Consider the following 22,470-nt stretch of genomic DNA (forward strand, 5'->3'; position numbering starts at 1 on the left):
CTAAATCCCTTGCGGTCAATCATTTTCTATGGCTTTTTTCAATTTTTACAAACCCGTCTAATCGCATTGGATCCAGCTTTTATCGTTCGCATTTAATCCGTTTTCTGGTAACTATCGTGGCGTTTTTTCCTCTAATTCCTCGCTGTTTTTCACCCTGATCCAGCAGACAAGAAAAAACTCCGCCCATCTCTTGCGAGTGGACGGAGTTTTTTTATCTCATTGTTGGGAATAATAAAACGTCGCGAATCGATTGCGCATCTGTCAACAGCATCACTAAGCGATCGATCCCGATCCCTAATCCACCAGTTGGCGGCATACCGTATTCAAGTGCTTCTAAGAAATCTTCATCCACCCCATGGGCTTCATCATTTCCTGCTTCGCGCTCTTTTTCTTGCCCTTCAAAACGTTCTCTTTGATCAATTGGATCATTTAGTTCCGTGAAGGCATTCGCAAATTCACGACCAACAATAAATAATTCAAAGCGGTCGGTAAAGCGTTCATCTTCTGGATTCTTTTTCGCTAATGGCGAAACTTCCACTGGATGACCGAAGACAAAGGTTGGCTGCTGTAACGTTTCTTCAACAAATGTCTCAAAGAATTCATTGATGATATGGCCAACAGTCATGGCATCATTGATTTCAACATGATGTTCTTTCGCTAAGCTGCGGGCTTCTTCAACGGACATTGGTTGCCAGAAATCAACACCTGTTTGATTTTTGATTGCATCGACCATATGGATTCGCGCAAAGTCGCTAGCTAGATCGACTTCTTGTCCATCGTATTGGATCGTTGCTGTGTGCAAGACTTTTTCAGCAGCATTACGGATAATGCCTTCGGTCAGATCCATCACATCTTTGAAATCTGTATATGCCGTATACGCTTCTAGCATTGTAAACTCAGGATTATGGGTCGTATCGATCCCTTCATTTCGGAAAACGCGGCCGATCTCATAGACTTTTTCCATGCCGCCCACGATCAATCGTTTTAAGTGAAGCTCAAGAGCGATCCGTAAATACAGATCCATGTCTAAGGCATTGTGGTGGGTAATGAAGGGACGAGCCGCTGCACCACCTGCTTGATTATGCAATACTGGCGTTTCGACTTCGATATACCCATGACCGTCAAGGTAACGACGAATTTCGCTGATGATTTGGCTTCGTTTCATGAAACGATCAAAGCTTTCTTTATTACTGATCAAATCCAAGTAACGTTGACGGTAGCGTTGTTCTACGTTCGTCAAGCCATGGTATTTGTCAGGCAATGGACGCAATGCTTTTGATAAGATCACGATTTCTTTGGCTTTGATGGTCACTTCACCGGTATCGGTCTTCATGATTTCACCAGATACGCCGAAGAAATCACCTAAGTCTGCGTGTTTGAATACTTCGTAAGGTTCATCCCCTACTTGGTCTTTACGTACATATATTTGAATACGGCCTTCGCGGTCTTGTAAATGTGCAAAACCAGCCTTACCTTTTCCACGTTTTGTAACGATTCTTCCTGCAATGCTTGCTGAAAGATTCATTTCGGCTAATTCTTCTTTGGTTCTTTGATCAAATAACTCATGTAACTCGGCAGAATTATGGGTGCGTTCGAATCGCTTGCCAAAAGGATCAATGCCTTCTTCCCGTAGTTTTTCCATCTTTTCACGGCGAACCAACATTTGATCATTCAATTCTTCTTGTGTTTGTCGTTCCTCTGTCACGAGTTTTCCTCCATTCTTAACTTGGGTTTCCTTCTTATAATGCCAATGATGACGCAAAAAATCAAGCCGAACTTTCGAATCGACTTGATTTGTTTCTTATTCCTTAAGAGTTGCTAGCGGCTGTTTTTCGGTCTTTTCCACAAATGCATCTAATAAATCAAAAATCGTCTGCTTATCTTCCGCTTGGTTGATAGCTGCCTTCACTTTGGCTGCCCGCGAAATACCTTTTAAGTAGTACGCAGCATGTTGACGAAATTCTCGCGAAGCGATTTTTTCCCCTTTTAGATCAGCCAAACGTTCTAAATGAAGTTTCGCTGTCGAAATTTTTTCTCGCGGTGTTGGTTCTGGCAATAACTCGCCTGTCTCCAAGTATTGCTTGGTGCGGTGGATCATCCATGGATTGCCTAACGCTGCCCGTCCGATCATCACTGCATCTGCACCGACTTCTTCCAACATTCGCTTGGCATCTTCAGGGGTTTTGACATCGCCGTTGCCCATAAAGGGAATCGTGATACTTTGCTTCACTTGTTTCAACACGTCCCAATCAGCCGATCCTTCATACATCTGTACACGGGTTCTGCCATGCATACCGATCGCTGCGGCACCCGCTGCTTCTGCGGCTTGGGCATTTTCAACCGCAAAGATGTGCTGCTCATCCCAGCCGATCCGCATTTTTACGGTAACGGGCTTGTCGATCGCACTGGAAACAGCATGGACCATTTCATAAACCTTGTCGGGATCTAAAAGCCACTTCGCACCAGCTTCTGCTTTGATGATTTTGTTTACAGGACACCCCATGTTGATATCAATGATATCGGCAGTTGTGTTTTCTGCGACAAATTGCGCTGCTTCTACTAAGGATGCTTTATTCCCACCAAAAATCTGAATACTAAGAGGATGCTCGGTCTCGTCAATAAATAGCATCTCAAGGGTCTTCTTGTTCCGCAGTTGAATCCCTCGATCACTGATCATCTCACAGACGACTAAACCCGCGCCAAATTCTTTGACTGTCACACGAAACGCAGAATTGGTGATCCCTGCCATTGGCGCAACGACGACGCGGTTGGGAATCTCAACCGAGCCGATCTGCCATGTTTGTCTATCTTTCACTTACGCTTCCGCCTCTTTCTTCAATGCCGCCAATTCCGTTTCATCAAATTGATACTTGTTGCCACAAAACGAGCAGACTGCCTCTGCCCCGTGGTCTTCATCGATCATCGCTTGGATCTCATCAGCCCCCAAGGTAATGATCGCCGTCGCAAATTTTTCTTTCGTGCAATCACAATGGAACTGGACTGGCATTTTTTCTAGTACTTCGATCGTCGTGTCTGGCAACAATGTCTCTAAGATCTCTTCTGGTGATTGTCCTTCATCGATCAAGGTTGATACTCGAGGCAATTCTCCCAAACGTTTTTCGATGGCATCAATGATCTCTTCACTGGCACCAGGCATGATCTGCAGCATAAACCCACCGGCTGCCCGAATCGAATCATCGGTTTCTACTAATACACTCAGACCAACAGCAGAAGGAATCTGTTCTGACACTGCTAAATAATAAGTAAAGTCTTCCCCAAGCTCCCCAGAGACGATCGGTGTTTGTCCAGAGAAGGGTTCTTTTAGCCCTAAGTCTTTGATCACGGTAAAGATCCCTTGGTCACCCACTGCGCCCCGAACGTCCAATTTCCCTTGAGGGTTCAACGGCAGACTGATCTGCGGATTTTTTATGTATCCTTTTACGTCCCCACGGCCATTGCTGTCTACGACGATTGCCCCAGCAGGACCATTTCCTTGAATTTTGACGGTCAATTTGTCTTCCCCTTTTAAGGTACTGCCTAATAACAAACTTCCCACCATCGCTCGCCCTAAAGCAGCGGATGCCGTATTCCATGTTTCATGGCGTCGTTGTGCTTCGGCGATCGTTTCTGTTGCCGATACTGCATATGCTCGGACGAAGCCGTCATATGCTAGTGCTTTTACTAAATAATCCTTCATCTTGATTCTCCTTTTTATTCATTAATGAATCATACTAGGAAGCGCCGCTTTTTTCAACTGAATGTGTTTGAATTTAAGGAAAGTCTTCTTAAATAGAAACAAAAAGGCACCGAGTTTCCTCGGTGCCTTGATACGTCTTGTTTTAGGCGTTATCATCTTTGTTTTCTTGATCAGTCGGTTGGCTTTCGCTATTGCGGCGAACGTCTTCCAATTGTTGATCAAAATCGTTTGATGGTGCATCTTCGCTGTGTTTTTCTGCAGCTTGCTTCTCTGCATCTTTTTCTTCCAGCGCACGTTTCGCTTCTTCAAATGTTTGAGCTTTTTCACTAGGATACTCAGAGCTTTCGGTTCCTTCAGGCATTTTGCCTTCTTCAAACAAGGATTTGATTGCTTTGGCATCTAATGTTTCATGTTCAAGCAGTTTTTCAGCGATCAATTTGTGCTGTGCACGGTGTTCTTCAATGATTTCATGGGCTTTTTGATGAGCATCCATTAAAATCTTGCGAACTTCTTGATCGATTTCAAAGGCAACTTGTTCAGAGTAAGCTTTTGTTTGACCATAATCACGACCAACAAAGACTTGATGGTTTCCTTCATATTGAACTGGACCTAACTTGTCACTCATTCCATATTCTGTCACCATGCTTCTTGCAAGCGCAGTTGCTTGTTCAAAGTCATTGGAAGCACCCGTTGATTGTACACCGAAGATGATTTCTTCAGCCGTACGACCACCAAGCAACCCAACGATTTGTTCAAACATATCTTCTTTGGTCATCAAGAATTGATCTTCTTTCGGCAAGGCGATCATGTAACCACCCGCACGTCCCCGAGGAATGATCGTTACTTTGTGTACCACACGGGCACGACTCAAGACTAACCCAACAATGGTATGTCCTGCTTCATGGTAAGCAACCATTTCACGTTCGCGTTTGTTGATGACCCGATCTTTCTTCGCTGGACCAGCGATCACGCGGTCTTCTGCTTCATCGATATCTGAAGCATCGATTTTTTTCTTGTTACGACGAGCAGCAACTAATGCCGCTTCATTCAAGACGTTTTCCAGATCCGCACCGGCAAAGCCTGGTGTTTGTTGGGCAACGACTTTCAAATCAACATCATCTGATAAAGGTTTGTTGCGGGCATGGACACGGAGGATCGCTTCACGACCTTTCACGTCTGGACGACCAACCAAAATCTGACGGTCAAAACGACCTGGACGTAGCAACGCTGGATCTAAAACATCCGAACGGTTCGTTGCGGCAATGACGATCACGCCTTCATTCCCATCAAAACCATCCATTTCAACCAACAACTGGTTCAATGTTTGTTCCCGCTCATCATGTCCGCCACCCATACCGGCACCACGTTGGCGACCGACTGCATCGATTTCATCGATAAAGATGATGGCTGGTGCATTTTTCTTCGCTGTTTCAAATAAGTCACGCACCCGGCTTGCACCGACACCGACAAACATTTCAACGAAATCTGAACCAGAGATCGAGTAAAACGGTACGCCAGCTTCACCAGCAACGGCTTTGGCTAGTAACGTTTTCCCGGTTCCTGGAGGCCCCTCAAGTAAGACACCTGCTGGGATACGAGCACCTAATTCAACGAAGCGTCGAGGATCTTTCAAGAATTCCACGACTTCGACAAGCTCTTGTTTTTCTTCTTCTGCACCGGCTACGTCTGAAAAACGCACGCGGTTGGCTTTTTTATCCGCTTCTTTGGCTTTTGATTTGCCAAAGTTCATCACACGGCCGCCACCGCCACCGCCGCCACCTTGTTGGCTCATCATCATGTAGAAGAAGAAAATGATGATCACAAGTGGTAAGAAGCTAACCAAAAGCGATAACCAAATGCCGCTGTTGGATTCTTCTTCGATCGTGGTTTTGACCCCTTCTGCCGAGGCCAAACTGGTGACTTCGCTTAGTGTGGAATCATTCGGTAAAATGATCGTTGAAAAGCGGGTTGAACTCGCCTGTGTATTACCTAAAACAGACAAGCTGTTGTCATTGCTGACGGTTTGTTCTTCATTGTATTCACCCACGATTCGATACACACCGTTAGCGGGTTGAACAGTAAACTGTTTGATCTTCCCGTCTTTCAGCTGCTCTGTAAACGTGGAGTACTCGATCGTTGGGGTCTGCTGATTGCCATTTCCAAAAATGAAATATACGACCATGACCATCGCCAACAAGACAAGTACATAATATAAGGTATTTTTTACCATACCGTTATTTTTCTTATTCATGCGTACCTCCCTGGCTATTTTGTTTTATCAATCCTGACCATTTAATTGTATCACAATTGATTTAGAACAGTCACTAATTTGACTGATAAACACTAGGTTTTAAGACGCCAACGTAAGGTAAGTTTCGATATTGCTCTGCATAGTCCAGTCCATATCCAACAACAAACTCATTTGGCACATCGAAGCCGACATAATCTGCATCGATCTCAACGACACGACCTTCTGGCTTATCTAATAACGTTACGATTTTCACTGATTTCGCTTTACGGTATTTGAATAGATCCACCAGATAAGCCAATGTGCGACCGCTGTCAATGATGTCTTCAACGATCAAGAGATCACGGCCCTCAACATTTGTATCTAAATCTTTGATGATCTTGACTTCCCCAGATGAAATCATGGCATTGCCATAACTTGAGACATCCATGAAGTCTAACTCCAAGTAACAATCCATCTCACGAACGATGTCTGCCATGAAAGGAACGGCACCTTTCAGCACACCAACGACTAGAGGATTTTTATCCGCATAAGCCGCCGTTAATTCTTGACCAAGTTCCACACAACGATTTTTGATTTCGTCACGGGAAATCAAAATTTTCTCAATATCTTTATCTAGCATAAAGTTCTCCTTCCAACTCTTACTCCTGGTATTTATAAAGAAGTATGTAGTGTATTTTATCAGTTTCTGGCGCAATACTCAAATAGGAAAATGTATGAGGTAGTAAGGCAATCACCTCTTTTTCAAGGTTTGTGACGACCCAACTTTTTTCTCGCACTTCATTAGGAATTTTTGAATCGATAAAAAAACGACTGATCTTTTTGGTCAGACCACGCGCCAAACGGATTCGGTCTCCCGGCTGGCGCTTACGCACCACCAGCTCAGAGGAATAGTTTAGCGGTAAATCTTGGGAAAACTCTGACCAATTTGTGATTTTTTTGGGAATATGCTGTTCATTTATCGGAAAATACCCAATCCATTCCTTTTCAGAAAGATAGATCCCCTCCCCTAAAACCAGTCGCTGACTAACTTCTGTCAACAGCGCTGCAGGCTTTTGGGGAACAGTAACAGGTTCCAATAACAATTGGTCATAACTGCGCCGCAGCTGCCACTGTTTGTGCAACGCCAATTGCCATTGCCCTTTCTTTTCATCCAGCAGACGCAATACCTGCGGCAGCTGTTTTTGATTGAGGGGCTGCTTCGTGAAAGCCTCTGCTTGCTGTAAAAAACCCGCATAGAAAAAATAGCGTTGCGCTGGCGAAAACGTCGGCAGCTGCTGCAGATTGATCACTAAGCGAGCAGCTTGCTGTTGAACGAATGCAGACAACCATTGCTGCTGCTCTTGTTGGATCAGCTGATTGGCGAACTGTACTTCTTCAGAAAGCTGTTGAAAATGCGGCAGCAGCTGCGGATTTTCCGCTTTTAAGGCTGGCACTACTTGCTGGCGTAGTCGGTTTCGCAAATACAGCGGTTCGTGATTGCTTTCGTCTTCAAAGTAGGGAATCTGCTGTGCTTGCGCATAGTCGTAAATCGCTGCCTTGCTGACAGTAAGCAGTGGACGCAACAAGATCCCTGTGTGAAAAGGCTGCTGCTGTTTCATCCCGCCAGCCGATCGCAAGCGCCCTTCTCGCATCATCTTCATCAACATCGTTTCTACTTGGTCATCACTGTGGTGAGCAGTCAGCAAAACATCATAGCCTTCTTGAGACATGACGTCGGCAAAAAATGTATAGCGAAAGTTTCGAGCGCTAGCTTCTACGCCGGTTTCTGGCGGATTTTCCCAGCACCGCTCATAAAAAGGAATGCCGCGTTCTTGGCAGTACTGCCGTAAAAAAGCCGCTTCCTTGGCAGATGCTGGACGCAATTGATGGTTCACATGTGCCACACCAAAACATGGCTCTTTTTGCATTTCAGGAAACAACTGACAAAAGATCTGCAACAAGACCATCGAATCGACGCCCGTCGATACCGCCAGCAAAAAGCGGCGTTTTTTTTCAGGATCGATGGCAGTGAGTTGCCCTCGAACGGTTTGAATGACCATCGTTTGACCTCCTTCTCATTTGGTAATCACACAAGAAAGAAAGCTGAAACAAAACGAACCAACAGTTTTGTTCCAGCTTTTTCCAACTTGCTATTCATGTTTAGTTACGGCGTCCGCCGCGGCCACCGCGTTTTCCTTCTGTATTTCGACGTAATGACGAAAGACGATCATCACTATCTTTTAGAAAAGAACTCATCAATGAATCGAAGTCTTGTTTATTTACATTCGTATTTTGATTGCGTGAAAAAGATTTTTTCGGATTTGGTCGATTGAATTCTTTTTTCGGGTATTCACGTTTTTCTTCCGGTTTATCTTCTGCTTTGCGGATCGATAGGCCGATTTTTCCATCGTTGCCGATTGCCGTAACAAGTACTGTCACTTCATCCCCAACAGACAACACGTCGTGAATGTCTTTGACGAATCCGTTTGATACTTCACTGATATGCACCAAACCAGTTTTCCCTTCACCAAGATCAATGAACGCACCAAAATTTGTAATACCAGACACTTTGCCCTTTAGTTTCGCTCCAACTTCGATTGACATATAAAAAATGTTCCTCCTAATTTTTACCCATTTAAAATAATTCAAACTACTGCGCTGAGTAGGTATGACATTGCTTAATCTTGTGACTCTGTGGATGATGATTCTTGTCCGCTTTGCGAAGAACGCTCATTGGTGTTTTGAGAATCCGTCCCGTCTGGCAAGACTGGATAGATTTTTTCGCCATCTTTTGAGTAGAAGAATCGGCTGCGGGCCAATTTTGCCACATACTCATCGTCTTGCAACAAGGCAACGTCTCGCTCCAGTGAAGCCACCTTTTGTTCTGCCTCTTTTTGTTCGGCGACTGTTTCCGCCTTATATTCCTTTAGCTTTTGCAGGCGCATTTGATCGTTGAACATTTGAATCCCTACGATCGCAAATATCGCTAATGCCGCCACGAAAAACGCCACCAGCCGACGTCGGCGAAACACGACTTGCCGCCGCTCTTTTTCAAACTTGGCAAATTGCTCTTTCGCATAATCGGTCTGCAATAGTTCTATTTTTTTATTTGATTCTTTTGCCACCTGAACTCGCTCCCGTCGCTGTCTTTGTTTTTTACATTATACCAACATCCGCAAAGCTTGTCTAACTGAAAATGCCGTAAAAATCAAGCATTTTCTGAGATTCTTTCCTCTGAAACGATCTCATACATTTTTGCAGCGTCTTCTTTTTTCGTCGATTCATGCAATTCATTGACTTTTACTTCCAAGACCTTATTCCCGAATTGAATGCGCATGGTATCGCCTACTTTGACGTCACTGCTTGACTTGGCTAATTTGCCGTTGATCTGAATGCGTCCCTTGTCTGCCACTTCTTTGGCCACAGAGCGACGCTTGATGATGCGGGAGATTTTAAGAAATTTATCTAATCTCATGTTTTTCACCTCTTCTTAATAGTTTCTTTCCAAATGGAACTAACAGCCATTCGCGAATCGTTAACAATTTGATTTTGATCGCTGCCCCGATAAAGGCTGCGCCTCCCAGACCGACACCGCCTAGGCAAAAAAGCAGTGCCTGTAGTCGATGGGTCAAAGGACCGTTCAATAAGATCGCAACGAAGCTATAATATAAGAATAGCACGCTTGCCATGATCCCTAAACAAATAAATAGTTTTTTTCCATAATTTCCTTCATGCCAAAAGTGATTGATGCTGCTTTGTGCTCGACGCTGTTCGGAAACCACAAAACAGCATAAGGTCGCGCCTAACCCCAACAGTGTACTGATACTCGCTCCTGCAGTCCCATAAGAAGCAGTCAGCGGCCACATCGATAGACATTTGATCAAAAGACCGATCCCCGCAGCCAGCAAGCCGAAGGTATAGGTATTGCGACTTTGTTGAATGCTTTGATAGGCTTGGATCGTCGCCATCAGAGCGATAGAAAAGACAAACAATACCAGCGCCGCATTGCCAGAACCGTCTTTGAATAAGGCAAAGTTAATATAAGGCAGCAAAATCGCTAAGCCCACGGCGGAAGCCGAAGCAATCCCGATTGTCAGGCGCAAATACATTTTTGCCGACTTTTCAAACAGCTGCTGATTTTTTACCGTCAAATACTTGGTCAACGTTGGCAAAAACGTCGAGCTTAACGCCATCGCCACCACAAGACCTAGTTGGACGAGGGGTTGTCCGCGATCATAGATCCCTTTTGAAATTCGGGCTGCTTGTGCCGTCAGCCCCCCCGCTTCTAGCGCATTGGTCAATAAAAACGAATCCGCTAACTGGAACAAGATCAAATAGCCGCTATAAATCGTCAACAGACCGCCTTCTAAGAAGAACCGTTTCTTCAACGAGGCGGATAAACCAGCGGGATTTTCTCCTGTACTGGTGACCGGTTTGTGCCATAGCGACAGGCGTTTGCCGTTGATTTGTCGGCTATAATAACTTAAGATCCACCACGCCGCAAGGCCCCCGACTAAGGCACCCATCATGGCGACAGTCCCCGTTTGATAAATCGTCCAGCCCAATTGCTGGAAAGCTGCCGCAGCACCTAAAATCACACCAACTCTAAGCAGCTGCTCTACGACTTGGGAAACTGCTGTCGGCACCATTTGCAAATTTCCTTGAAACATTCCTCGATAAAAGGTCAAAGGCGGGACAAATAAGAAGGTAAAAGAAACGACTCGAATCAAGCCCGCCAGTTGGTGGTCCCCCATCACTTGTGCGATCGGACCAGCAAATAAAAAGGTCACCGCCCATAAACCGATCGCAGACCAAAGTACGAAAGGCGTCAACGCTTGCAGCCGTTCCTTGCTTTTCAAAGGATCGGGTTCTTCAGCGACGATGCGGGAGATAAACTGTGGCAACCCTGACAACGCTAACGTCATCGCCAATCCATAAATCGGATAGACTTGTTGATACACATAAAACCCTTCGTCCCCTACCAGGTTCTGAAAAGGGACCCGATAAACGGCACTTAAGATTTTTGCGATAAAGGAAGCGATCGTTAAAATAAACGCCCCTTCCATCGTACGCTTCAATTGTGATTTCGGCATCCCGCTGGTTCCTTTCTAGCCTTGGCTGGCGTATTTTTGTTCCCGTAACGCTTTGACAAAATCTTGGATTTCTAATAGCCAGGTGCTTTCCTTCATCACTGGCGGAATCTGTAATTTGATGGTCATTTGCTCATGATCGACACCCATCGTGGCTTTTAATTTAGTAGCTTTCAATGCTTCAAACAGCTGCTCCACCGAATAATTTTTCGTGCCGACTTTACTCAAAGTAAACGACACCGTCTGCTGCTGCTTGCGGATAGTTTCTAACAAGGCACGATCGCCGTTCATTTTGATCTCGCCCACCGTTAAGAGATGTGCCACTTCTACAGGGTATTCACCGAAACGGTCTAACAGATCATCTTGAAGTTCATCAACTGCTTCTTGGGATTCCAGCTCACGAATTCGTTTGTAGATCTCGATTTTTTGCCGTTCGTCTTCAATATACGAAGTCGGTAAGTAGGCATCGATCCCCAGATCGATCTCGACGGTCGTTTTTTCTGTTTGGGTATTTTTCCCTTGTTTCCGAGTGACTGCTTCAGACAGCATTTGCGAGTACATGTCAAACCCGACTGCATCGATAAAGCCGTGCTGCTGCGCCCCCAATAGATTACCCGCTCCACGAATCGAAAGATCTCGCATCGCGATTTTGAAACCTGACCCCAACTCGGTAAAGTCCTTAATGGCTTGCAGGCGTTTTTCACTGACTTCATTCAACACTTTTTGCTGTTCATACATGAAATACGCATAGGCGACCCGATTGCTTCGACCGACACGGCCACGCAGCTGATACAACGTCGAAAGTCCCATGTAATCGGCATTTTCCACAAACAACGTATTGGCATTGGGAATATCCACACCGGTTTCAATGATCGTCGTCGTCACCAACACATCGTATTGACCTTCAATAAAGTCAAATAAGGTGTTTTCCAATTGGATCTCGGTCATTTGCCCGTGGGCATAAGCGATTCGTGCGTCTGGCACTAACGCCTGCAGTTCTTCGACTTTTCGCTCGATCGTATCGACACGATTATAGAGATAAAACACTTGACCTCCCCGTGCCATCTCCCGTTGGATCGCTTCTCGCACCGCTCCTGGATTCATCTCCATCACATAGGTTTGGATCGGGTAACGATTTTCTGGTGGTGTTTCGATCACAGATAGGTCCCGTACCCCCAGCATCGACATATGCAATGTTCGTGGGATCGGCGTTGCCGTCAACGTCAACACATCGACTTGCGAACGCAGTTGTTTCAAGCGCTCTTTGTGTTTAACCCCAAACCGTTGTTCTTCATCGATCACCAACAAGCCCAAATCAGCAAACTCGACATCTTTTGACAATAATCGGTGGGTCCCCACCAAAATATCGACTTGCCCTTTGCGCACTTGCTCGATCGTTTCATTCTGCTGTTTTTTCGTCCGGAAACGACTCAGTACCCCAACATTGACGGGGAATCCTTCAAAACGATCGACCATCGTTTCATAGTGCTGCTGCGCCAAGATCGTTGTCGGTACTAAGAAAGCTACTTGTTTGCTTTCTTTGATCGCTTTAAAAGCAGCCCGCAGCGCCACTTCTGTTTTCCCAAAACCAACATCCCCGACTAACAAGCGGTCCATCGGCTTTTCTTTTTCCATATCCCGCTTGATCTCTGCCGTACTGCGCAGCTGATCATCGGTTTCCGAATACGGAAAGGCATCTTCAAATTCTTTTTGATAGGCATCGTCTGGTTGAAAAGCATAGCCTTTTTCTGATTCGCGTTTGGCATACAATAAAATCAAATCATCTGCGATGTCTTCAATTTTAGCCGTCACTTTGCGCTTGGTCTTCGCCCACTCGCTGCCACCTAATTTATTGATTTTCGGTGTTTTCGATTCGGAAGCCACATATTTTTGAATCAAATTCAGTTGGGTGACTGGAATAAAGAGCTTGTCTTCGTTTTGGTACAAGATCGTCATGTAATCTTGGTGGACGCCATCGACTTCTAAGGTTTCCATGCCGATGTACTTCCCGATCCCATGATTCGCATGGACGACATAGTCGCCCGCTTTTAACTCATTGTAGCTTTTGAGCCGTTCCGCATTGGTGACATTTTGCCTGCGGGCTCTTTTTTTGTTCATCTTTTGGAAAATTTCTTTTTCCGTAACCACCACTAGCTTGTCTTGCGGCATTTCAAAGCCGCTTTGCAAACGTTCCACCACGATTTGGGTGCGTCCTGTAAACAGGCGGTCTTGTTGCGTCTGCACGGCATAGATATCATGATCTCGCAGATCTTGCTCTAACTTCTTGGCCCGCTCTTGGTCACTGACCAGAAAAATCACCGTCTGCTGCTGCTTCTCCCAGCGATCGATTTCAACTTTCAAGAGACCCATTTGGCTGAAAAACTGCTGCATCGGCCGGTATTGGAATTGATGGATCGCTTGGAAGCGAATGTTCCCCATTCCTTTTTGGAATAAAGAAAAGAAGCTGGTCACAAAGGTTTCTTTTTGCAGCAGCTGATGGACATCGATCCCGAATTGCTGTTCAGAAAAGACCCGCAGCTCCGCTAATTTTTGGGTATGCCACTCCGCCTCTTCCCGTTCGATCTCACGATTGGTCTCCATGATCCGAGCATAATCATCGATCATCAAAAAGGCATCTTCAGAAAAATAATCTAAGACACTCGTTTGCTGACGATACAGTAAATCCGTGTAATAACGGGCACTTTCACCAGGAATCCCCGCTTGCCATTGAGAAGCCAACTGGCCAAAATAATCTTCTAAAAAGGCGCGATCGGTTGCTTCTTTGGTGACTGCCAACCGTTTGTTCAATAATTCTTGCAGCTGCTTTTGCCCCGCAGCTAAATCTTCCGCTGAGAAAACCAATTCGGTAGTGGGTAAAATAGCCACTTGCTGCAGCGTTTCCACTGAGCGTTGCGTTTCCACGTTGAAAGAACGCATCGAGTCGATTTCTACATCGAATAACTCGATCCGTACGGGATATTCGGCGTTTAATGGATAAATATCGAGGATGCTCCCACGAATACTGAATTCGCCAGGTTTGCCAATCATTGACTGACGTTCGTAACCCATCAAGATCAATTGTTGCGGCAAACGCTCTAAATCGATCTCATCGCCGATCTGCCATTGAAATTGATTGGCTAACCAGGTTTTCTTTTCAGGCAAATACTTTCGCAAAGCCGCCACCGGCAACACATAGATCCCCGTTTTCCCTTGAGAAACAGCATTCAGCGCTGCCACGCGTTCTTCTCTGGCTTCTGGTGAAGAAAAAGCCATTTCGGCTGACAACACTTCATCCACTGGAAAAACGTAGACATCTTCCGTCACATTGCGCAGATCTTCGGCTAGTTGATTTGTATAATAGAGATTAGGTGTCACGACGATCACTTGTTTTTGAAATGCCTGATACACACCAGTGATCGCTAATGTTTTTGCCGATCCAGCTAGACCGGTCAGTAATTGCCGGGGGGCCTGTTCACGTAAACCTGTATGCCAAGCCGCCACTGTCGGCACTTTATTTATTAATTCAATTAAATCCATCTCGGCCCTCCTTAGTTAAATCGATTCATTGTGGCAAGAAAGTCGCCGTTGGTCAAGTAATCACTACTTGCCTCGACCGCTTTATCAATACTTTGTAAAACGATGGGCAGATCGTCTTTTGCAAAAGGACTCAGGACATGATTGACCACTGTTTGTCCTGGACGTGGACGATCGATCCCGATTTTGATACGGTCAAAGACTGTTGAATCCAAATGAGCGATCAAACTCTTGATCCCATTGTGGCCACCTGCACTGCCTTTTTGGCGCAAACGAATTTTCCCTAATGCTAAATCGAGGTCATCATAGACCACCACTAGTTCTTCTTGGTAGATGCCAAAATAGGTCATCAACGGGCCTACCGCACGACCGGATTCATTCATGAAAGTTTGTGGTTTGACCAAAAGGATTTTTTCACCATTCAAGAAAAACTCTGCCACCTCTGCTTCAAAAGCCGACTTTTTAAAGGTTGCTTGGTACTTTTGTGCCAACGCATCCACTACCATAAAGCCAACATTATGTTTGGTTTTTTCATATTTTTTGCCAGGATTTCCCAAGCCTACAATCATTTTCATTTTTTATTTACGCTCCATTATTTCTAGTTTCAAGCTGATTCTTCATCTATTTTATCGGTTTTCTTATCCAAACACAAAATACTGGGCACACAAATGCGCCCAGTTCTTTTGCTTAGGTAATTATAACACGAAATGGACTGTTATGGTGGCGCCCTCTTGCTCAGTTTTTATCTTTCTTAACGAATCTTAATAAAACCTTGATATATCTTCTTTTTGACGTAATAACAAAGAAAGCATTTACAACTGAAACAGCGATATTTTGTGTAATATTGTTGTGCAAATCACATGACAAACATACTTGAAAATGGTAGGATGATAGCGAGTAAAACAATTATGCGGAAGGAATGATACACAGATGACTGCAAAAACGAACAAAAAAGATCACCAAAAGGTAATTCTTGTTGGAGACGGTGCGGTTGGTTCTAGTTACGCGTTTGCGCTGGTGACCCAAAACATTGCGCAAGAAGTCGGAATCATTGATATAAATACAGCAAAAACAGAAGGCGACGCAATTGACTTGTCCCATGCTTTGGCATTTACTTCCCCTAAAAAAATCTATGCCGCTTCTTATGAAGATGCACATGATGCTGATTTAGTCGTTATTACTGCTGGTGCGCCTCAAAAACCAGGCGAAACCCGTTTAGACTTAGTTCATAAAAACTTGAAAATCAACCGTGAAGTAGTTACCCAAATCGTTGATTCAGGCTTTAACGGAATTTTCTTAGTTGCAGCAAACCCAGTCGATATTTTGACTTATTCTACTTGGAAATTCTCAGGCTTCCCGAAAGAACGCGTTATCGGTTCAGGTACCTCATTAGACTCTGCCCGTTTCCGTCAAGCATTGGCTGAATTGGTCGATGTCGATGCCCGTAACGTCCATGCCTATATCTTAGGGGAACACGGCGATTCAGAATTCCCTGTTTGGTCTCATGCCAACGTAGCTGGCCTACAAATCTATGAATGGGTCAAAAACAACCCAGACATCGATGAAGAAGCAATGGTCAACATTTTCTTCAGTGTTCGTGATGCAGCCTACACCATCATCGAGAAAAAAGGTGCGACCTTCTACGGGATCGCGGTAGCCTTAGCACGGATCACTCGTGCGATCTTAGACGATGAAAATGCTGTTCTCCCATTATCTGTGTACATGAACGGCGAATACGGCTTAAACGACTTGTACATCGGTGCGCCTGCAGTCATCAATGCCCAAGGGATTCAAAAAGTAATTGAGATCCCATTAACAGATGGTGAAAAAGACCGGATGGCCGCTTCGGCAAAACAATTAAAAGATATTCTTGATGAAGCTTTTGCAAAATTAGATGCGGAAGACAATCAATAATTTCTTTTCCCTCGTGTTAAATAGTCAATTTTAGTTAGTCAATTATGCGACTGAACGAATCCTCCAGCTCACTCTTTTTCAGAATCCTTTGATCAAGATGGCTTGCTGCCGATTCGTTCAGTTTTTTTATCGTAAGAAATGCGTTTCTACAGCTTGCCTAAAGATAGTTTAAGAATTTTCTATTTTTTATGGAAGTTTCATTTGCCATATTCGCTTTCCCGTGGGAATATGGTATGATTTAAGCGTTATTATCTATTATGCCATTAGAAAAAGGAGTAGTTGAATGACTCGTTCAAACAAACATACTGACGCCAAGAATAATACGAAGAAAATTGTTCTGATCGTTGTGGCTGCTTTACTCGTCGTGATCGCTGGCGGCTATACCTACCGAAGTACATATTATGCAAACCGTTTTCTACCAAAGACTGAAATCGATGGGATCGACATCAGCAACAAAACCGTTGTCGAGGCCAACGCCCTGCTGCATGATCGCTATTCACAAGAAGACTTTACCATCAAAGATGGTGATAGCGAATGGAAAACAGTCAACCTTGCTCAATTTGGTTTGCAGACGGATTTCACCGATGAGCTGCAATCATTAAAAGATGAACAAAACCAGTGGAGCTGGGGAATGGCTTACGTTTCGGCTGCCGAAGAAAAAACATTAGACAATCTCTCAGTAGACCAAGACACCTTGACTAGCGAGACCAACACGATCCAAAAAGAACTCGAAACCTTAAATGAAGATCGTACCAAATCGGCTGATGCCACGTTGGAAAAAGGCGAAGACGGCTTTTCTATCAAATCAGAAGTTGACGGCGATGCCATCGATGTTGACAAAGCAGTGGCAGACTTGCAAGAAGCCATCGTCAGCGGCGAAAAGGAACTGAATCTCGTTGATTATGTCACAAAACCAAGTGTGACCGCCGATGATCCAGACTTAACGAAAGAAATGGATTCGTTGAATAAAATCGCCAAAGTAACTGGCAATTATACGATCAACGGAAATACGTTTCAAATCCCAAGAGAAACGATCATGGATTGGCTCTCTTATAAAGACGGCAACACAACGATCGACGAAGACAAAGTACGAAGCTATGTCACATCGATCGGCGAACAATACAATACTAGCACCAATTCTTCGACCTTCAAAAGTACCAAGCAAGGCGAAGTGACAGTCCCAGCCGGTACTCTTAGCTGGACGATCCAAACCGATGCAGAAACAGAAGCATTGATCGAGGCGTTAAAAGCTGGCGAAGACTTCACGCGTACACCGATCGCTCAAGGAAGCACCGATGCAGGCAGTCCGCTGTTTGGCAACACCTATATCGAAGTTGATCTAAAAAACCAACACATGTGGTATTACAAAGACGGACAGCTTGTTCTTGAAACAGCCATAATTTCCGGAAAACCAGCCACACCAACACCAACTGGCGTCTTCTATGTCTGGAACAAAGAAGAAGATGCAACCTTGACTGGTGAAGATTATGCGTCCCCTGTTGATTACTGGATGCCCATCGATTGGACTGGTGTCGGTATCCATGATTCTGATTGGCAGACGGAATACGGTGGCGATCTTTGGAAAACCCGTGGTTCTCACGGCTGTATCAATACTCCGCCAGGCGTGATGAAAGAATTGTACAGCAAAGCCGAAGTCGGGACACCCGTGATCGTGATTTAATCGAAAAAGAATCAAACCTTTTTATAGACGAACCAAAAGCTGCAAAAGAAAATCTTTTGCGGCTTTTTTGTTGTCTCCCAAATGTTCCTATTTACAAAGAACGATTTAATTAATATACTTAATTAACCATTTTAATTAATAAGGAGAATCATTTTGGAAAAAGTCGTTTTTATTGATCGTTCTACTTTAGCTGGAAGTCTGATTAAAATTTTCGCCCGCAACATCCAACTGCTGTCAGAGGATCAAATCAGCGTAACTGTTGTGACACCAGAACGTCTGGCGAATTATCGTTTTGCGCAAGAAAAACTCGTTTTGGTCGATCCCTTGCTTTCTTTAACAGATCCGATGATCAAGCAGGCCATCCCACCACGCATCAAGCGCCTTTCGTTTCCCGTCAATCATTACAGCGGGATGAATACTGAGGCCATTCTAGAATTGATCCAACAAGCATAACCTAAAAAGGCCGACGGAAACCAATGGTTTCTGCCGCCTTTTCTCATGCCAATTGCCCTCTGCTAGACAATCGCTTCTTCTTGTTCTAACAAAGTAACTTGCTCTCCTTTGTCTTGCAGTGCAGCAACGTGCATCGTGCCCCACTGGCAAAGAGTATCCAATAAGCCGCCTAAGGTTTCTCCATATTCACTCAAGGAATACTCAACTTTAGGTGGTACTTGATTATAGGACTTGCGAGTAACGATGTCAGATTCTTCTAATTCCCGCAATTGCTGGGTCAACATTTTTTGACTGATGCCAGGGATCTTCCGCCGTAAATCACTGGGACGTAATGCCCCATGGCGTAAATTACAAAGAATGATGGGTTTCCACTTCCCGCCGATGACATCCATGGTTGCTTCAACACCGATATTATAAATTTTTTCTTCCATTTTTTCCACCTCATCAAGTCTGCAAACACATAAATGTTACCAAAAGGTGTGTATCAAACAAAAAAGTACGTACTATACAACCTTACCTCCTCATTATATGATGATACCAGAAAAAAATAAAGGAGATGTTTTTATGATCGGAAAATTATCAGATACCGTTACCCTGAACAATGGCAGCGAAATCCCCGGGTTGGGGTTAGGTGTCTTTCAAATCCCTGAAGCTGACACAGCAGAGGTCGTGAAGCAAGCGATTATCAATGGCTATCGCCTGATTGATACAGCAGCGATTTACGGCAATGAAACAGGAACAGGGGCAGGAATCAAACAAGGCTTACAAGAAACGGGGTTGGCTCGTGAAGAACTCTTTGTCACTTCCAAACTTTGGAACGATCATTTAACTTATGATGAAACGATCCACGCCTTCAATGAAAGTCTGGCCCGCTTAAACCTCGAGTATCTCGACTTGTACTTGATCCATTGGCCAGGAAATCAAGCATTTCAAGAGTCCTGGCGTGCCTTGGAAGACCTCTATGCGGCTGGAAAAATCAAAGCGATCGGGGTCAGCAACTTCCAGATCCATCATCTGGAGCAATTATTGGCCATTGCTAAGGTCGTTCCTGTTATCAATCAGATCGAGCTGCACCCCAAACTGACGCAACAAGACCTGCGGGCTTTTTGTGGCGAAAAAGCAATTGCGATCCAAGCTTGGTCGCCATTGATGCAAGGCAAACTGCTGAAAGATGACACCGTCTTGGCGATCGCCGATGCACAGCAAAAATCAGCGGCACAAGTGCTTTTACGCTGGGCTATTCAACAAGGGATCTTAGTCAATGTCAAATCGACGCACCCTGAGCGAATGATCGCTAATGCAGCGATTTTTGATTTCCATTTATCAGAAGCTGACATGGACCGCTTGAACGCATTAAATGAAGACTTACGAGTGGGTCCAGATCCAGACACATTCGATTTTCATTAACCAAACGATATACTAAACAAAACCTTAGGAGGAAGTATAATGACAAACACAAACACAGGCTTTTCAATGGTCAACCACGTTGGAATCACCGTCAGCAATCTCGAACGTTCCATCCAATTTTATGAAGCATTAACGGGAAAGAAAATCGCCAATCAAGATACGATCGGCGGCAAACGCATGGCGCAAACGCAAGGATTAGCAGATACACTGATCAAATATGCCAATCTTCATTTAGACAATCTCAACATCGATCTTTTAGAATACGTCGAACCAAGATCCAACAAAGCTAGCTATTCCAATGAGTAAATCAGCGCGATGCATCTTTGTTTTGAAGTCGAAAATATTGATGAAGCCGTTGCTCGTCTAAAAGCCATTGGCGTTGAGCCTGACGGCACCCCCATCGTTTTTGAAGCACAAGACGGTTTGAAAAGCGGCTTTGGGACAGGCGTCGCTTACTTTACAGATCCAGACGGCACCAATCTTGAATTGATTGCACCAAAAGGCCCTTTTCAACGGGGATAAAAAAACGGATGGCGCTGCAAATCGCCATCCGTTTTTTTTTGCTAGAAGCACGTATTTTTCGATTGTTCCCCTTCATAGAAGCGTTCATAGCGGATACAATAAGTATGTACTCATCTTTAGCGGCTTCACTTACTTATCCAACAAATCGCACGTGAAAGGTAGTGATCTCGATCGATATTGGACTTTTGTTGTTGATTTTTACGGGTATTTTTTTCATCGTCTTCTGGTGCTTTTACCGAGAAGAACCCAATTATGTATTCGGCTTTCGCACCAAGCGCAGTACAGCCAGTGTCAGCAATTGGCGTTTTGCCCAGCAGTGGTTCTCCCTGTTAGCGATGCTCTTTCTAGGCGGGGTCGTTTTATTGCAGCGCAACGAGCTGATCGCAGAGGCTTTTTACCAAGTAGCCGTTTTTGGCAGCTATCTTCTAGCAGCGCTACTCGTAGAAACGGCACTGTATCTCAAAGATTCACGCACAAGCACCAAAAAGTAAGACAAAAAAGACATTCCAGCGAATGTCTTTTTTCTATTGTTTATTTTGATGATGGATCGTGATCCCCAACACCAAGGCTAAAATCCCTGAAACCACCCAGATAGTGCGGTGGAATAAGAAAATCCCTAGCAAGCTGCTTAAGACTGCACCAAAAAAGAAGCCGCCGATGATCAAGGAAATAGAAATAATCTTGGGCGTCACTGATCGGTCCTTTTTAAACCAGCGCATGTACACATAATCAGCCAGTGAACGTAAGTTGCCGGTGGTCATCGTGGTGGCATAGGGCATCCCTGCCAATCGACGATAGGCGGCATATTGAATCGCCGCAAAAAAAGATAACCCCGAATCGATCATGACATTGGGTAATGATCGAGCAAAAAAGCCCAGAACCAAAATACCGATTGCTTCAAAGATCAATGCGGCATTTTGCCAAACGATCCAGCCCCCTGTCGGAAAATGATGCTGCAGATAATTCGTCACTACGATCCCCACTAAAAACATGAAGATTGGTGGCAGATATCGAAAGGCTTGTTCAAACTGCCCCGTTGAAAGATTGATCCCTAACAAAATGACATTCCCCGACTGCATACTTGCAAACACTTCCCCGTGAAACAAGTAGGTATACGCATCTAAAAAACCGCCCGCCATAGCAAGAAGAATCCCCACCGGTAAACTTTCATGCACGACAAACTCCGATTTTCTTTTGGCACTACTCAAACTTTTTTCCATTGGTTTCGCCTCTTGTTTTTTATACTTTCTGACAGCTTAACGCTTAAAAACGCCGAAAACTCGTTATCTTTTGCGGCGTTTAGGTGACTTTTTCGATAGCTGACAAATCAACCAGCCCAAAAGAACGGCGGTCAGTGCTCCAGCTGAATCCAGCATGACATCTTGAAAAAGCGGCGTCCGTCCTCCCGTCAGCATTTGATGGTATTCATCGATCCCAGCGTAGCCGGTGGCTGCCAACCAAGCAAAAAAAGCGGCTAGCCAATACGGCTGTTTTCGAAAAACAAGCGTTAAGAACAAACTGCCACCTAGGACAAAATAGGTAAAGAAATGCGCGCCTTTACGAATGAAAAATTCCACAAATGAGAAATAGCCTTTTTCCGCAATGCTGATCTCCGAACCAGCATAGGAAAAAGAAATCTTCTCTAGCCACTCTTTCAATGGTTCGTTTTTTAAGATTCGTGAAAGCAACCCAATTTGCGATTGCTGCTCATAGGTTTGTGAAGAGCTGATAAAGAGGATGACCATTACCGCAATTGCAATACAAAAGTAAAAATTCGGTTCTTTCAGTAATTTTTTCATAGTTTTCACTCCTCATTTTCCTATCTTACCATTTTCATTTGGTGATGCAACTGTTTTTCCAGCAAACCATGGAGACATTGCACACAAAAAAAGAGTGCTTCCGTCAAGATTAGAAGCACTCTTTCTTTTTAAAAATAGCCATC

At 44.5% G+C, this 22,470-nt stretch carries 20 protein-coding genes and 1 pseudogene; 6 read left to right on the forward strand and 15 right to left on the reverse strand.

Features of this window, described 5'->3' with window-relative positions; all coding sequences use genetic code 11:
• Positions 1-211: 211 nt before the first annotated feature.
• From lysS to pth, 12 genes are all read right to left on the reverse strand, one after another.
• Positions 212-1,705: a lysine--tRNA ligase gene (gene lysS / locus IGJ25_RS00005; protein ID WP_034858661.1), complete on the reverse strand. Its 1,494-nt coding sequence runs from the start codon at positions 1,703-1,705 to the stop codon at positions 212-214.
• Between the two features lie 96 nt (positions 1,706-1,801).
• Positions 1,802-2,815 carry a tRNA dihydrouridine synthase DusB gene (dusB, locus tag IGJ25_RS00010; protein ID WP_060791889.1) on the reverse strand — a complete coding sequence of 338 codons (1,014 nt, stop codon included), beginning with the start codon at positions 2,813-2,815 and terminating at the stop codon, positions 1,802-1,804.
• Positions 2,816-3,697: an Hsp33 family molecular chaperone HslO gene (gene hslO / locus IGJ25_RS00015; RefSeq protein WP_438779026.1), complete on the reverse strand. Its 882-nt coding sequence runs from the start codon at positions 3,695-3,697 to the stop codon at positions 2,816-2,818.
• A gap of 142 nt (positions 3,698-3,839) precedes the next feature.
• Complete coding sequence (gene ftsH, locus IGJ25_RS00020) at positions 3,840-5,948, reverse strand: ATP-dependent zinc metalloprotease FtsH (RefSeq protein ID WP_010749000.1); 2,109 nt, start codon at positions 5,946-5,948, stop codon at positions 3,840-3,842.
• A 73-nt stretch (positions 5,949-6,021) separates the two neighbouring features.
• Positions 6,022-6,567 (reverse strand): hypoxanthine phosphoribosyltransferase, encoded by a 546-nt coding sequence (gene hpt / locus IGJ25_RS00025; protein WP_005230750.1) that lies wholly within the window; start codon positions 6,565-6,567, stop codon positions 6,022-6,024.
• 19 nt (positions 6,568-6,586) lie between these two features.
• On the reverse strand, positions 6,587-7,987 hold the full coding sequence (gene tilS, locus IGJ25_RS00030; RefSeq protein ID WP_231473069.1) for a tRNA lysidine(34) synthetase TilS: 1,401 nt from the start codon (positions 7,985-7,987) through the stop codon (positions 6,587-6,589).
• Between the two features lie 100 nt (positions 7,988-8,087).
• The gene (locus tag IGJ25_RS00035) at positions 8,088-8,531 is read right to left on the reverse strand and encodes a S1 domain-containing RNA-binding protein (protein WP_010748998.1); all 444 of its coding nucleotides are present in this window, start codon (positions 8,529-8,531) and stop codon (positions 8,088-8,090) included.
• Between the two features lie 74 nt (positions 8,532-8,605).
• Positions 8,606-9,052: an FtsB family cell division protein gene (locus IGJ25_RS00040; RefSeq protein WP_005230746.1), complete on the reverse strand. Its 447-nt coding sequence runs from the start codon at positions 9,050-9,052 to the stop codon at positions 8,606-8,608.
• An 83-nt stretch (positions 9,053-9,135) separates the two neighbouring features.
• On the reverse strand, positions 9,136-9,402 hold the full coding sequence (locus IGJ25_RS00045; protein WP_005230745.1) for an RNA-binding S4 domain-containing protein: 267 nt from the start codon (positions 9,400-9,402) through the stop codon (positions 9,136-9,138).
• A complete protein-coding gene (locus IGJ25_RS00050) occupies positions 9,389-11,020 on the reverse strand; it encodes a polysaccharide biosynthesis protein (protein ID WP_225001158.1) in 1,632 nt (543 codons plus the stop codon). The genes IGJ25_RS00045 and IGJ25_RS00050 overlap by 14 nt, the downstream gene beginning before the upstream one ends.
• Positions 11,021-11,035: 15 nt before the next feature.
• Complete coding sequence (gene mfd, locus IGJ25_RS00055; protein WP_016608449.1) at positions 11,036-14,554, reverse strand: transcription-repair coupling factor; 3,519 nt, start codon at positions 14,552-14,554, stop codon at positions 11,036-11,038.
• An 11-nt stretch (positions 14,555-14,565) separates the two neighbouring features.
• The gene (gene pth, locus IGJ25_RS00060) at positions 14,566-15,126 is read right to left on the reverse strand and encodes an aminoacyl-tRNA hydrolase (protein ID WP_005230721.1); all 561 of its coding nucleotides are present in this window, start codon (positions 15,124-15,126) and stop codon (positions 14,566-14,568) included.
• Between the two features lie 355 nt (positions 15,127-15,481).
• Here pth and IGJ25_RS00065 point away from each other — a divergent pair, with 355 nt between their 5' ends.
• The 3 genes from IGJ25_RS00065 (at position 15,482) to IGJ25_RS00075 (ending at position 18,599) form a co-directional block, all read left to right on the forward strand.
• Positions 15,482-16,465 (forward strand): L-lactate dehydrogenase, encoded by a 984-nt coding sequence (locus tag IGJ25_RS00065; RefSeq protein WP_005230720.1) that lies wholly within the window; start codon positions 15,482-15,484, stop codon positions 16,463-16,465.
• A 283-nt stretch (positions 16,466-16,748) separates the two neighbouring features.
• Positions 16,749-18,146, forward strand: coding sequence for a L,D-transpeptidase family protein (locus tag IGJ25_RS00070; protein WP_010748995.1), 1,398 nt, complete (start codon positions 16,749-16,751; stop codon positions 18,144-18,146).
• 153 nt (positions 18,147-18,299) lie between these two features.
• Positions 18,300-18,599, forward strand: coding sequence for a hypothetical protein (locus IGJ25_RS00075; RefSeq protein WP_010748994.1), 300 nt, complete (start codon positions 18,300-18,302; stop codon positions 18,597-18,599).
• Between the two features lie 62 nt (positions 18,600-18,661).
• Here the strand turns inward: IGJ25_RS00075 and IGJ25_RS00080 are convergent, their stop codons facing one another.
• Positions 18,662-19,030, reverse strand: coding sequence for a winged helix-turn-helix transcriptional regulator (locus IGJ25_RS00080; protein ID WP_005233339.1), 369 nt, complete (start codon positions 19,028-19,030; stop codon positions 18,662-18,664).
• Positions 19,031-19,127: 97 nt separating this feature from the next.
• On the opposite strand from IGJ25_RS00080, the gene IGJ25_RS00085 reads away from it, so the two are divergent.
• From IGJ25_RS00085 to IGJ25_RS00095, 3 genes and pseudogenes are all read left to right on the forward strand, one after another.
• A complete protein-coding gene (locus tag IGJ25_RS00085) occupies positions 19,128-20,006 on the forward strand; it encodes an aldo/keto reductase (RefSeq protein WP_371179787.1) in 879 nt (292 codons plus the stop codon).
• A 39-nt stretch (positions 20,007-20,045) separates the two neighbouring features.
• A pseudogene (locus IGJ25_RS00090) lies at positions 20,046-20,528 on the forward strand (VOC family protein).
• 161 nt (positions 20,529-20,689) lie between these two features.
• On the forward strand, positions 20,690-21,019 hold the full coding sequence (locus tag IGJ25_RS00095; protein ID WP_016608455.1) for an SdpI family protein: 330 nt from the start codon (positions 20,690-20,692) through the stop codon (positions 21,017-21,019).
• Between the two features lie 33 nt (positions 21,020-21,052).
• Here the strand turns inward: IGJ25_RS00095 and IGJ25_RS00100 are convergent, their stop codons facing one another.
• Both IGJ25_RS00100 and IGJ25_RS00105 read right to left on the reverse strand, forming a co-directional pair.
• Complete coding sequence (locus IGJ25_RS00100) at positions 21,053-21,748, reverse strand: YoaK family protein (protein WP_081116424.1); 696 nt, start codon at positions 21,746-21,748, stop codon at positions 21,053-21,055.
• 63 nt (positions 21,749-21,811) lie between these two features.
• Complete coding sequence (locus tag IGJ25_RS00105) at positions 21,812-22,327, reverse strand: VanZ family protein (RefSeq protein ID WP_010748978.1); 516 nt, start codon at positions 22,325-22,327, stop codon at positions 21,812-21,814.
• Positions 22,328-22,470: the final 143 nt, after the last annotated feature.

The sequence above is a fragment of the Enterococcus sp. DIV0240d genome, assembly GCF_051711245.1.
GTDB classification, from domain to species: domain Bacteria; phylum Bacillota; class Bacilli; order Lactobacillales; family Enterococcaceae; genus Enterococcus_D; species Enterococcus_D casseliflavus.

Excerpts from the sequence above, each read along its gene's own strand:
- hslO (WP_438779026.1), bottom strand. The coding sequence starts at position 3,697 with ATGAAGGATTATTTAGTAAAAGCACTAGCATATGACGGCTTCGTCCGA.
- ftsH (WP_010749000.1), bottom strand. The coding sequence starts at position 5,948 with ATGAATAAGAAAAATAACGGTATGGTAAAAAATACCTTATATTATGTA.
- hpt (WP_005230750.1), bottom strand. The coding sequence starts at position 6,567 with ATGCTAGATAAAGATATTGAGAAAATTTTGATTTCCCGTGACGAAATC.
- tilS (WP_231473069.1), bottom strand. The coding sequence starts at position 7,987 with ATGGTCATTCAAACCGTTCGAGGGCAACTCACTGCCATCGATCCTGAA.
- IGJ25_RS00035 (WP_010748998.1), bottom strand. The coding sequence starts at position 8,531 with ATGTCAATCGAAGTTGGAGCGAAACTAAAGGGCAAAGTGTCTGGTATT.
- IGJ25_RS00045 (WP_005230745.1), bottom strand. The coding sequence starts at position 9,402 with ATGAGATTAGATAAATTTCTTAAAATCTCCCGCATCATCAAGCGTCGC.
- IGJ25_RS00050 (WP_225001158.1), bottom strand. The coding sequence starts at position 11,020 with ATGCCGAAATCACAATTGAAGCGTACGATGGAAGGGGCGTTTATTTTA.
- mfd (WP_016608449.1), bottom strand. The coding sequence starts at position 14,554 with ATGGATTTAATTGAATTAATAAATAAAGTGCCGACAGTGGCGGCTTGG.
- pth (WP_005230721.1), bottom strand. The coding sequence starts at position 15,126 with ATGAAAATGATTGTAGGCTTGGGAAATCCTGGCAAAAAATATGAAAAA.
- IGJ25_RS00065 (WP_005230720.1), top strand. The coding sequence starts at position 15,482 with ATGACTGCAAAAACGAACAAAAAAGATCACCAAAAGGTAATTCTTGTT.
- IGJ25_RS00070 (WP_010748995.1), top strand. The coding sequence starts at position 16,749 with ATGACTCGTTCAAACAAACATACTGACGCCAAGAATAATACGAAGAAA.
- IGJ25_RS00080 (WP_005233339.1), bottom strand. The coding sequence starts at position 19,030 with ATGGAAGAAAAAATTTATAATATCGGTGTTGAAGCAACCATGGATGTC.
- IGJ25_RS00085 (WP_371179787.1), top strand. The coding sequence starts at position 19,128 with ATGATGATACCAGAAAAAAATAAAGGAGATGTTTTTATGATCGGAAAA.
- IGJ25_RS00100 (WP_081116424.1), bottom strand. The coding sequence starts at position 21,748 with ATGGAAAAAAGTTTGAGTAGTGCCAAAAGAAAATCGGAGTTTGTCGTG.
- IGJ25_RS00105 (WP_010748978.1), bottom strand. The coding sequence starts at position 22,327 with ATGAAAAAATTACTGAAAGAACCGAATTTTTACTTTTGTATTGCAATT.